Origin of the sequence: Arthrobacter sp. NPDC056886, assembly GCF_042788715.1 — a bacterium.
Taxonomy (GTDB): domain Bacteria; phylum Actinomycetota; class Actinomycetes; order Actinomycetales; family Micrococcaceae; genus Arthrobacter.
In genome coordinates, this window is record NZ_JBHUBT010000004.1 from 215,146 (window position 1) to 225,457 (window position 10,312).

The following is a 10,312-nucleotide window of genomic DNA, read 5'->3' on the forward strand; positions in this document are numbered from 1 at the left end:
GCCCGGCCTCATTCCGGCTCCTTGGCCGCCCTCACGAAGTCCCCAATCTTGGCAAGGTCCTTGATGCCTCGCGAGGACTCGACCCCGGAAGACACATCGACGCCCCACGCCCCGGCCTCGGCCGCTGCCCGGGCCACGTTGGCGGGATCCAGGCCGCCGGCGAGCAACCACTTGCGTCCAGCCAGGGCCTTGGCCCGGACGGAGCCGTAGTCCCAGGCTTCGCCGGAGCCGGGGACAGCGGCGTCGATTAGGAGCAGCTCTTCACCCCAGTTGTCGAAGGCGTCCGCGGCGGCGGCCATGGTGACGGCCCGGATCAGCTTCATCCCGGCGTCGTGCACAGTGCGGACGTCCGCCGGTGAGCGGTTCCCGTGGAGCTGGACCCAGACCAGGCCCGCCGCACGGGCGACGGCGACGGCGTCGGCGGCCGGTTCGTGCCGGAACACCCCCACCGCGGGCAACCCTCTCGGGACGTGGGTGAGAAGCTTCCTGACCTGTTCCGGGGTGACCTCCCGGGGACTACGGGTCAGGACGAAGCCGACGGCGTCGGCGCCGGCATCGGCCGCGACGCGGACCGCGTCCGGGGTGCTAAGGCCGCACACTTTGACAAACATTCGGGCTCCTCTTGCACGTTTCCTGCCTCTGACGTTAGCAAGACAGGACCGCCGCCGCCGACTTTGCGTCGGCATCGGCAGAAGCGCCGGCATCGGCAGAAGCGCCGGCATCGGCAGAAACCCCGGCATCGGCAGAAGCGCCGGCATCGCACCCGGGCAGGCGGCAAGTGGCCCAGGACCGGCCGATAGGCTGGTGCCATGGAGATCATCCGCTATGCCGAGCTCAAAGCCCACCCTTGGCGCAACGGCGGCGGGGTGACCCGCGAAGTGGCCCGCCATCCCCGGACCCCATCCGGGCAGACCGCCCTGCAGACCGCCCTGCAAAAAACAGCGCAGGACTCATGGGACTGGCGCATCAGCATTGCCGAGGTATCCAAGGCCGGCCCCTTCTCTGCCTTCGCAGGGATGGACCGTGTGCTGACGGTGATTGACGGGGAGTTGTTGCTCCTGAGCGTGGACGGCGCCGAGCACCCGCTCGAGAAGTACCGGCCGTTCCGGTTCTCCGGCGACGCCGCCGCGGCGGGGGCGCTGCCCACCGGCGACATCCGGGACCTGAACGTCATCACCCGCAACGGCGCCTTCAAGGGCTACACGTCCATCATTGAGCTGTCCAAGAAGCGCGCCCATCCGGTGTTCGGGGGCCAGTTCGGCATCCTCCTGCACGGCCAGGGGACCGTCAGCCCCGGCACTGCGGGCGATGCCGCGCCCGACGCCGGCAGCCCTGTCGGCACGCCCACAGTCACCTCGGAGCCGGAGCGCGTCGAGCTGAACCGCTATGACGCCGTCGTCGGCGCTGACACCGGGACGCCGGAAATCGTGGGGCGCGGATTCTTGGCGGTCGTCTCCATCGATCCTACGGAACCCGGTACTGATTAGCTCTCGGCCGCCTTCAGACGGGCGCCGCTGACACGCACGGAGTCCCCGGACAGCTTCTGCGCGAGCCAGATCGGAACGATCGAGACCACGATCAGCACGACGGCCACGACGTTGACTACGGGCGCCTGGTTCGGACGGAAGAGGTTCTGCAGGATCCAGATCGGCAGCGTGGTTTCACCGGCCCCGATCGTGAACGTGGTGACGATGATCTCGTCGAAGCTGAGCGCGAAGGCCAGGAGGCCGCCGGCCAGCAGGGCAGAGCGCAGTTGCGGGAACGTCACCAGATTGAAAGTGGTGAAGACACCCGCGCCGAGATCGGAGGAGGCTTCCTCCAGTCCGGGGCTCATTCGGCGGAGCCGCGCTATGACGTTGTTGAATACGGTCACCATGCAGAACGTCGCATGGGCGATCACCACCGTCCACAGGCTCAGCGAAACGCCCATGATGGTGGTGAACATGTTGTTCAGGGCAATGCCTGTGACAACTCCGGGCAGCGCGATCGGCAAGATCACCAGCAGGTTGATGACGTCGCGGCCAAAGAACTCATAGCGCTGCAATGACAGTGCCAGCAGCGTCCCTAGCAGCAGCGAGATGACGGTCGCGACCACCGCCACCCACAGCGAGGACAGGACAGCCTCCCGGACGCCGGGAGAGTCAAAAGCCTTGCCCCACCATTCCAAGGTGAAACCCTTGGGCGGCCAGCCGAACGTCCGGTCCGCGTTGAATGAGTTCACCACCACGAGCATTAGCGGGGTGTAGATGAACAACAGCACCAGCGCGGTAACGACGCCCAGGACCACCTTGGCGCTACGGGAAAGCCTCATGATGCGCCTTTCGCTACAGGTTATTCAGGGCGCCGGTGCGGCGGACGATGAAGAGGTAGAACATGATGATGGCGATAGGAACCAGCGACACCGCGGCGGCAAAGGGCAGGTTGTTCGCGGCTCCGACGTTTGCGTAGACCACGGTGCCCAACATCTGCGTGGTCCCGCCAACGATCTGCGCGGTGATGTAGTCGCCCAGGGATAGGGAGAACGTAAAGATGGTGCCCGCAATGATGGACGGGACCAGCAGCGGAAGCATGACCAGGCGCATGGTGGTCAGCGGTTTCGCGCCCAGGTCCCCGGAGGCTTCCAGCAGGGAGTCGGGCACCCGGTCAAAGCCCGCGTAGATCGGCAGGATCATGTACGGCAGCCAGATGTAGGACAGGGTCAGGATGACGGCGGTCTCGCCGTAGCCCGGGGACGAGAGGCCGATCGGAGCCCCCAGCCACTCCAGCAGCCCGCCCTCGGCCAGGACATTCCGCCAGGCGTAGGCCTTGACGAGGTAGCTGGCCCACAGCGGCATCAGCACGGCCACCACGAGCAATTTCTCCCAGCGGGCGCTGGCCACCTTGGCGATGAAGAACGCGATGGGCAGGGCGAGGATCATGTCGATCACGGTGACCGCCACCGCGATCCACAATGTCCGCAGCGTGATCCGCTGATACACCGGGTCGGTCAGGACCGTGACGATGTTCTCCGTGGTCCAGACCGTGGAGACCTCTCCCGTGAAGGTGTCCACGGTCCAGAACGCGGTGATCAGCAGTGCCGCCAGGGCGGCGATGTACACAAGCACCAGCCAGCCCGCCGGGGCCGTGAGCAGCGCGGCAAGCCTTAGCCGGGGTGATCGGTGAAGCAACGCCGAGAAGGCGTTGGTTTTCGCCCTGGGCACAGCCCCGGCATCACGGGGTGGGCCGGGCGGCAACTGTTGTATCTGTTGTGCCATCTCGCCTTAGTCTCTGCCGGCCGCGGGGCCGGCTTGTTCTTGCGGCTTGGGTTCGGCAGTGCCTGAATCAGCCCTTGATTTCCGTCCAGGCCTTGGTCCATTCCGAATAGTCGGTGCACTTGACGTCCGTGCGGCCATCGAGGCACTCCGCCACCGGGGTGGTCCAGTACCAGATCTTTTCGGCGTAGGCCGTATCACCGGAGTGGTAGGTCTCGCAGTGCTTGGGATCCTTGGTCAGCTCGCAGGATTTGGCGTTGGCCGGGGATTCGCCAAAGTACTCCGCCACCTGGGCGTTCGCCTTGGGGCTGGCGATGTAGTCGAGCCACTTGTAGGCGCAGTTCGGGTTTTTGGTCTTGGATCCGATCATCCAGGTGTCCGACCAGCCGGTGGCACCCTCTTCGGGGAGAAGGGTTGCAACCTTGGCGCCCTCGCCTGTCGCGATGTTGGCCCCCACCTGCCAGGTGGTGCCAACCACGGTGTTCCCGGACGTAAACGCCTGGACCTCCTTGACGACGTCGCTCCAGTACTCGCCGATGTGCGTTCGCTGCTGCTTGAGCAGGTCGACGGCGGCGGCCAGTTGGTCCTTGTCGAGGGCATAGGGGTTCTTGATGCCCAGCTCCGGCTTATGGGCCATGAGGTACATGGCGGCATCCGCGATGTAGATGGGCGAATCGTAGGCTGTCACCTTGCCGGTGTGCTTGGCGGCGTCGTCAAACACCGCGCTCCAGGAGGCGGGCGCCGGGGTGACCTTGTCCGTGGAGTACATCAGCAGGTTGGCGCCCCAGCCGTGGGGCATTCCGTAGTTGACGCCGTTGACGGTGTTCCAGGCCTTGTCCTTCAGGAACGGATAGATGTCCGAATAGTTCTTCAGGAGGCTCATGTTGACCGGTTGCACATCTTTGCCGGCGACCAACCGCAGCGAAGCATCCCCGGAGGCCGAGACGACGTCGTACTGTCCGGTGCGCATCAGCGTTACGGCCTCGTCCGAAGTGCCGAACGGCTTGAAGCTGACCTTGCAGCCGGTCTCTTGTTCGAACGGATGCACCCAGTCGGCCGCAGGGTCGTTGCTGCCGTCCTCGACATAGCCGGGCCATCCGAGGATGGACACCTGGCCTTCACCGGCGCCGATCTCGGTCTTGACCGGCTGCGCCGACGGCGCAGTACCCGATCCGCCGCTGGTTCCGCAGGCTGACAGCGCGAGGGCTGCCGCCGCAACCACCCCGACAACGAGGGCGGCCTTAGTTTTTGGTGCCATGATCCTTACCTTTTCGATGTGGAGAAAATCTCTGGAGCGGGAAGTCCGCCCGGCGTCAGGTGCCGCGGCCCGGAAGCCAAACGACGACGTCGTCGTCCCAGCTGACCGTGACGGGCTGGTTCACCAGTTCCGCATCGCCGCCGGGCAGCTTTTCCGGCACCAGCGCGACGACGGCGGGCCCGCCGTCGAGCTGCACCCGCACCTGGGTGGCGTGCCCGACATAGACGAACGACGTCACCGTCCCGGGCCGGGACGTGGTGCCGGAACGCCGCTCCGGTTCCCCGGTCCAGGCGACACGCAGCCGCTCGGGACGGATGCACAGGGGCTCTGGCCGGCCATAGAGCGCTTGGGCTTGGGCGGCGTCGAAAATGTTGGAGGTGCCGACGAAGTTGGCCACGAAGATGCCGCCGGGGCGCTCGTAGATTTCGTGCGCGGTACCGATCTGTTCGATGCTGCCGTTGTTGAAGACACCGATCCTGTCACTCATGGTCAGGGCCTCCTCCTGGTCGTGGGTGACGAAGATGAAGGTGATGCCCAGCGAGCGCTGCAATTCCTTGAGTTCCACCTGCATCTGCTGCCGGAGCTTGAGGTCCAAGGCACCGAGCGGCTCATCCAGCAGGAGGACCTTCGGCTCGACCACCAGTGCCCGGGCCAGGGCCACCCGCTGCCGCTGGCCGCCGGAGAGCTGGGCGGGTTTGCGGCCGAGGAATTTTCCGAGCTGGACGCGGTCCAGGGCCTCCCTGGCCCGCTCCCGCCGCTTGTTCCCGGCCATGCCGCGCACCCGGAGCCCGTAGGCGACGTTGTCCACGAGGGACATGTGCGGGAACAGTGCGTAGTCCTGAAAGACGGTGTTGACGTCCCGCTGGAAGGGCGCCATTGCCGTGACGTCCTTGCCCTCGAGTTCGATGCTTCCGGACGTCGGCAGTTCGAAGCCGGCGATCAACCGCAGGACCGTGGTCTTGCCGGAGCCGGACGGGCCAAGCATGGAGAAGAACTCTCCGTGGCGGATGTCCAGGTCCACGCCATCTACCGCGACGGTATCCCCGAAGACCTTGGTGAGCTTGCGTAGGCGGATCGCCGGAATCTCCTCGGTTCCGGTCGAGGTGCCGGCGGCCAGTGTTTCGGTCATGGGGTGCGCCTTACTCCGTTGCCGGATCGTCCACGAGAGAGCCACGCAGCGGAATGTGATCCAGTCCACACAGGGCTGCTGGGCCAAATGCTATTACTTCATAGGTTTTATGTATAGACCCTCCGGCAAAGCCCGGATTAGGATGACATCAGCCCGGGCGACGCACGGCGGCGCCGCCTGCGGAAGCTGTATGGATGCCCCGGAAGGTAACGCCGGAACGGCCGGAACGGCCGGAGGGAAGGGAGGCCCGGATGTTGTTGTCGCCGAATGGCGCCTCCCGGAGCCTCGCGGCGGTGTTCACGCCGATCAAATCACGCGGGCTCGTGGATGAAGTGTGCGGCCGGATCGAGCAGGCGGTGGAGACCGGGCTGCTGACCAGCGGCCAGCGGCTACCGAACGAAACGGAGCTGGCCGCGGCCCTCGGAGTGTCCGCAGTAACGGCGCGGGAGGCCCTTTCCCAGCTGCGTGCCTCGGGAATCATCCGGACCGCACGCGGCCGGAGCGGCGGAAGCTTCATCGCCGACAACGTGCTGCCCTCCCGGGAACGGGCACTGGCGCAGCTGCAGGAGTTGAGCCGGCTGCAGATCAGGGACCTCGCGCTGCACTACCAGGCGATCGCCGCGGCCTGCGCGGGGGTGGCGGCCCGGCGCTCCGACGCCGCCGACATCGCCACCCTGCGCTCGTTCATCCCCTCAGCCAACGACGACTCCGCGAGCTGGCGCCTGGCCCTCTCGGAGTTCCTGCTGGAAGTCGCGGCCATTGCCCGCTCCGCCCGGCTGGCCCGGGAGCTCATCCGATTACAGGCGGATCTTGGCACCCTCACGCTGCTGCCCTGCGCCGACGCCGGCTACCGCGGGCGCACCGCCGTGATCCTCGAGGACGTGGCAGCCGCCATCGAAGCCCACGATCCAGGAGCCGCCGAATCCGGGGTCAAGGACCTGATCTCCGCCACCACCGACTGGCTGCTGACCGAGCAGGCCAAACGCTATTGACCGCACCCGAACGTTTAAGCCACGATCTTCATCGACCAATCTTGACCCTCCAACTTTGACCGCAAATGTCCCGGCAGCTTCGAGCTAAGGCAGCAACCGTGTCCGAAACCACCTCCACCGCAGGCCACTCCGCAGGCACTTCTGCAGGCCCGTCCGCTGGTCCCTCCGCAGACTCCTCCACGACACCCGCCGGACCCGGCCCTGCCGAGCGGGCTGCCGCCGACCTCGACGCCACCATCGCAGGCATCGAGCACCGCCTGGCGGCCTGGGCTGCCGACGCCGGCGCGGCCCTTGCCGCCATGTCCGGGAAAGTCACCGGCACGGCCGTGGACAAGCTCATCCGGCCGGTGGTCGAGGAACTGGTGCAATTGCCCGGCGGTTACGCGGCCGGAGCTGGGTTCATCGCCAACGCCGGGCTGCTCGGGCCCGAGCGCAGCTATATCGCCTGGTGGCAGGGCCCGGACCTGGAACACGTCGACGCGCTGGCCAACTTCAGCCCCAACTCCATCAGCCGCTACGTCAAGGCCGAGTGGTTCCGGATCCCCGTGGAAACGGGCCAGGCCCATGTCACCGGGCCCTACGTGGATTTCCTCTGCACCGACGAGTACGTCCTGACCTTCACGCACCCGGTGTTCACCCGCCCGGACGCCCCGGTGGCGGGAATCGTGGGCATCGACGTCACGGTTCAGCGCCTGGAACGCGGGGCCATGCCGGCCCTGCGGCGGATCGGCGGCCGGGCCACCCTGGCCAACGCCGACGGCCGCGCCGTGGTCTCGGCGGCGCCCGATATCGACGCCGGAGACCTGATCTCGCCGGACGAACCGTGCGCGCACTACCCCGTGGGGCGTACCTTCACGGTCTGGAGCAACGCAGCAGGGCTGTGAGCTGAGCCAGGCCGGCTGTGACGCGGCTTTGCTAGAATTGGAGGCCAAGGCCCCCACTTGCGGGCCTCCGGACGACGGTTCAGTACCCGGCACGCGACAAGACTGGCCACAGGAGCTGTCATGTCGTGGTTAATACTCATTCTCTTCGGGGCGCTGGAGGCCGTCTGGGCCGCCGCCCTACACCGGACCGCCCAAGCCACCGGCCGCCGCCGGCTGGTCCCGGCATTCGTTTTCCTCGTTTCGGTCCTCGCCAGCACCGGGGGCCTCGCCGTCGCCATGCAATCCATCCCCACCGGAACGGCCTACGCCGTGTGGGTGGGGGTCGGCGTCGTCCTGACGTCCGGCTACGCGATGATCGCCAAAGTTGAGCGCGCGACGGCAGCGCGGATCCTGCTGCTCGGCGGGATTGCCGCGAGCGTCGTCGGCCTGAAGCTGGTGGCATAACCATGGCCGCGAACCGCACACTGAAAACGACAAGCAAGGCGCCGGCAGCCACGCTGGCCTGGCTCATCTTGCTCGCCTCCGCCGTGCTGGAGGCGGTCTGGGCCACGGCCCTGGGCCTCTCCGACGGCTTCACCCGGCCGCTGCCCACCCTCGTGTTCGCCGTGACGGCAACCCTCAGCATGGTGGGGCTGGGCATGGCCGTGAAACGGATTCCGCTCGGCACGGCCTACGCCGTCTGGGTGGGGATCGGCGCCGCACTGACGGTCGGCTGGGCGATGGCCACCGGCGTCGAACCGGCCAGCCCGCTCAAACTGATCTTCATCGCGGGGATCGTCGGCTGCGCAGCGGGCCTGAAGCTCCTGCCGGCCGGGAAATCCGGGGCGTCCCCGACGCTCCCGCCCAGTTAGTCCGCCCCCGGGCCGCTAATCTGGGCCGACACGCCGTGGCTGGGGCCCGGTAGCGAGAAGCAACCGGGCAGGAGCGTCGGAATACCCGGGCGCGGGCTGAGGTTGGGGCTAGAAACAGCGAATGGAGACCCCCGTGGCTACAACAGTGAACGCAGCAACAGTCCGGCTCGGCGACGGCCTCACGGTCAGCCCCCTGGGGTTTGGCGGCGTGGCCTTGACCCCTGTGTACGGCGAGGTGGACCCGGCCGAGGCCCTGCGGACCCTGCATCACGCGGTGGATGCCGGCGTCAGCTTCATCGACACGGCGGACATCTACGGCGGCGGCAGCAACGAAGAGCTGATTGCCCGGCTGCTCAAGGAACGCCGCGGCGAAGTCCAGCTGGCCACCAAGTTCGGCCTCGTGGGCACCCCCTCGGCTGGCTATACGGACATCCGCGGCGACGCCGCCTACGTGAAACAGGCGGTGGACCGCAGCCTGCAACGGCTGGGTACCGACTCGATCGACCTGTATTACATGCACCGCCGTGACCTCCGCGTTCCGATAGTGGAAACCGTGGAGGCCATGGCGGGGCTGGTGCAGGCCGGCAAGGTGCGGCACCTGGGCCTGTCAGAGGTGACGGCCGAGGAGCTGCGCGAGGCCAGCAGCATCCATCCGATCGCCGCGGTTCAGAGCGAATGGTCCATCTGGAGCCGCGACGTGGAACGCAACGTGGTTCCTGCCGCCGCCGAACTCGGGGTGGGTTTTGTGCCCTATTCGCCGCTGGGCCGGGGATTCCTCACCGGCACCGTGGACGCCTCCACGCTGGGCAGCAACGACTTCCGCCGCAACATCCCGCGCTTCGCCGCGGACGCTGCGGACGCCAACCAGAGTGTGGTGGCCGCCGTGCGGGCGGTCGCCGCTGAACTGAGCGTTGCCGGGCGGGCTGCATCTCCCGCCCAGGTGGCGCTGGCCTGGCTGCTCGCGCAGGGCCGGAGGCTGGGGCTGCCTGTGGTCCCCATCCCCGGCACGCGCAAGGCGGACCGGATCGACGAAAACCTGGGCGCCCTGGCGCTCGACTTCACCGCAGCGCAACTGAAGACCCTCGACGCCGCCGCGGACGCCGTCGTCGGCTCCCGTTCTGCGGACCCCAACTGGGTGTCCCAGGGCCGTGAATAGCGCCTCCGTAGACTGAAGCCCATGGACTCGCTCATTCACTCGTTACGTGACATCACCATCCGCCGGATTTCGGTCAGCGAGATGGACAACAATGTTTACCTGCTCACGGCCAAGGCGTCCGGCGCGCAGCTCCTGATCGATGCGGCCGATGATCTGGCCGCCATCCAGGGGCTGCTCGCGGACGCCGCCGCGGATACTTCCGCGACGCCGAAGCTGGCGCTGATTGCCACCACCCACCAGCACTGGGACCACGTCCGGGCGCTGCCGGGCCTGGTGGAAGCCACGGGTGTGAAAACCGCGGCCGGGACAGAGGATGCCCCGGAGCTTCCGGTGCCGGTGGATGTGCTGCTGGATCACGGGGACGTCGGCAACTTCGACGGCTTCGACGTGACGGCAGTGCATCTGCGCGGCCATACTCCGGGTTCGATCGCCCTCGTGTACCAGGACCCCGCGGGGCCGGCACACATCTTTTCCGGCGATTCGCTGTTCCCAGGAGGGGTAGGCAACACGCAGAAGGATCCGGCGCGGTTTGCCCAGCTGATCACCGATGTCAGCGAGCGGCTGTTCGATGTGTATCCGGATGACACCGTGGTGCACCCGGGCCACGGCAAGCCCACCACCCTCGGTGCGGAACGCCCGCACCTGGAAGAGTGGCGCGCCCGCGGCTGGTAGCTGGCGCTGCACTTCGCGGATTGCGCTGCGCATAATGCCGGGGGCGGGGGGGGTAAACCCCCCGACCCGCCCTATACGGGGGACCACCAACATAGTTGTTCGGGGGGGCGCAAACAGAA

General features: G+C 67.2%; 12 protein-coding genes and 1 riboswitch. Of the genes, 7 read left to right on the plus strand and 5 right to left on the minus strand.

Going from position 1 to position 10,312, the window contains the following annotated elements; translation table 11 throughout:
• Nucleotides 1-8: 8 nt before the first annotated feature.
• On the minus strand, nucleotides 9-611 hold the full coding sequence (locus ACFRJ8_RS09150; protein WP_377985794.1) for a phosphoribosylanthranilate isomerase: 603 nt from the start codon (nucleotides 609-611) through the stop codon (nucleotides 9-11).
• Between the two features lie 198 nt (nucleotides 612-809).
• On the opposite strand from ACFRJ8_RS09150, the gene ACFRJ8_RS09155 reads away from it, so the two are divergent.
• On the plus strand, nucleotides 810-1,487 hold the full coding sequence (locus tag ACFRJ8_RS09155; RefSeq protein WP_377985795.1) for a HutD family protein: 678 nt from the start codon (nucleotides 810-812) through the stop codon (nucleotides 1,485-1,487).
• Here the strand turns inward: ACFRJ8_RS09155 and ACFRJ8_RS09160 are convergent.
• The 4 genes from ACFRJ8_RS09160 to ACFRJ8_RS09175 form a co-directional block, all read right to left on the minus strand.
• On the minus strand, nucleotides 1,484-2,311 hold the full coding sequence (locus tag ACFRJ8_RS09160; RefSeq protein ID WP_377985796.1) for an ABC transporter permease: 828 nt from the start codon (nucleotides 2,309-2,311) through the stop codon (nucleotides 1,484-1,486). The genes ACFRJ8_RS09155 and ACFRJ8_RS09160 overlap by 4 nt on opposite strands.
• A gap of 13 nt (nucleotides 2,312-2,324) precedes the next feature.
• Nucleotides 2,325-3,254, minus strand: coding sequence for an ABC transporter permease (locus ACFRJ8_RS09165; protein WP_377985797.1), 930 nt, complete (start codon nucleotides 3,252-3,254; stop codon nucleotides 2,325-2,327).
• A 67-nt stretch (nucleotides 3,255-3,321) separates the two neighbouring features.
• The gene (locus ACFRJ8_RS09170; protein WP_377985798.1) at nucleotides 3,322-4,509 is read right to left on the minus strand and encodes an ABC transporter substrate-binding protein; all 1,188 of its coding nucleotides are present in this window, start codon (nucleotides 4,507-4,509) and stop codon (nucleotides 3,322-3,324) included.
• 55 nt (nucleotides 4,510-4,564) lie between these two features.
• On the minus strand, nucleotides 4,565-5,638 hold the full coding sequence (locus ACFRJ8_RS09175) for an ABC transporter ATP-binding protein (RefSeq protein WP_377985799.1): 1,074 nt from the start codon (nucleotides 5,636-5,638) through the stop codon (nucleotides 4,565-4,567).
• Between the two features lie 251 nt (nucleotides 5,639-5,889).
• Here ACFRJ8_RS09175 and ACFRJ8_RS09180 point away from each other — a divergent pair, with 251 nt between their 5' ends.
• From ACFRJ8_RS09180 to ACFRJ8_RS09205, 6 genes are all read left to right on the plus strand, one after another.
• Entirely contained in the window at nucleotides 5,890-6,630 is a 741-nt protein-coding gene (locus ACFRJ8_RS09180) for a FadR/GntR family transcriptional regulator (RefSeq protein WP_377985800.1), read from the plus strand.
• 98 nt (nucleotides 6,631-6,728) lie between these two features.
• Nucleotides 6,729-7,514 (plus strand): cache domain-containing protein, encoded by a 786-nt coding sequence (locus tag ACFRJ8_RS09185; protein WP_377985801.1) that lies wholly within the window; start codon nucleotides 6,729-6,731, stop codon nucleotides 7,512-7,514.
• Between the two features lie 43 nt (nucleotides 7,515-7,557).
• A riboswitch (guanidine-III (ykkC-III) riboswitch) is annotated at nucleotides 7,558-7,625 on the plus strand.
• Between the two features lie 9 nt (nucleotides 7,626-7,634).
• The gene (locus tag ACFRJ8_RS09190) at nucleotides 7,635-7,958 is read left to right on the plus strand and encodes a DMT family transporter (protein ID WP_377985802.1); all 324 of its coding nucleotides are present in this window, start codon (nucleotides 7,635-7,637) and stop codon (nucleotides 7,956-7,958) included.
• 2 nt (nucleotides 7,959-7,960) lie between these two features.
• On the plus strand, nucleotides 7,961-8,365 hold the full coding sequence (locus ACFRJ8_RS09195; RefSeq protein ID WP_377985803.1) for a DMT family transporter: 405 nt from the start codon (nucleotides 7,961-7,963) through the stop codon (nucleotides 8,363-8,365).
• Between the two features lie 133 nt (nucleotides 8,366-8,498).
• On the plus strand, nucleotides 8,499-9,521 hold the full coding sequence (locus ACFRJ8_RS09200; protein ID WP_377985804.1) for an aldo/keto reductase: 1,023 nt from the start codon (nucleotides 8,499-8,501) through the stop codon (nucleotides 9,519-9,521).
• Nucleotides 9,522-9,542: 21 nt separating this feature from the next.
• Complete coding sequence (locus ACFRJ8_RS09205; RefSeq protein ID WP_377985805.1) at nucleotides 9,543-10,193, plus strand: MBL fold metallo-hydrolase; 651 nt, start codon at nucleotides 9,543-9,545, stop codon at nucleotides 10,191-10,193.
• The last annotated feature ends 119 nt before the right edge of the window (nucleotides 10,194-10,312 follow it).

Coding starts and splice junctions, on each gene's coding strand:
- ACFRJ8_RS09195 (WP_377985803.1), top strand. CDS start 7,961: ATGGCCGCGAACCGCACACTGAAAACGACAAGCAAGGCGCCGGCAGCC.
- ACFRJ8_RS09165 (WP_377985797.1), bottom strand. CDS start 3,254: ATGGCACAACAGATACAACAGTTGCCGCCCGGCCCACCCCGTGATGCC.
- ACFRJ8_RS09170 (WP_377985798.1), bottom strand. CDS start 4,509: ATGGCACCAAAAACTAAGGCCGCCCTCGTTGTCGGGGTGGTTGCGGCG.
- ACFRJ8_RS09175 (WP_377985799.1), bottom strand. CDS start 5,638: ATGACCGAAACACTGGCCGCCGGCACCTCGACCGGAACCGAGGAGATT.
- ACFRJ8_RS09160 (WP_377985796.1), bottom strand. CDS start 2,311: ATGAGGCTTTCCCGTAGCGCCAAGGTGGTCCTGGGCGTCGTTACCGCG.
- ACFRJ8_RS09155 (WP_377985795.1), top strand. CDS start 810: ATGGAGATCATCCGCTATGCCGAGCTCAAAGCCCACCCTTGGCGCAAC.
- ACFRJ8_RS09180 (WP_377985800.1), top strand. CDS start 5,890: ATGTTGTTGTCGCCGAATGGCGCCTCCCGGAGCCTCGCGGCGGTGTTC.
- ACFRJ8_RS09190 (WP_377985802.1), top strand. CDS start 7,635: ATGTCGTGGTTAATACTCATTCTCTTCGGGGCGCTGGAGGCCGTCTGG.
- ACFRJ8_RS09150 (WP_377985794.1), bottom strand. CDS start 611: ATGTTTGTCAAAGTGTGCGGCCTTAGCACCCCGGACGCGGTCCGCGTC.
- ACFRJ8_RS09205 (WP_377985805.1), top strand. CDS start 9,543: ATGGACTCGCTCATTCACTCGTTACGTGACATCACCATCCGCCGGATT.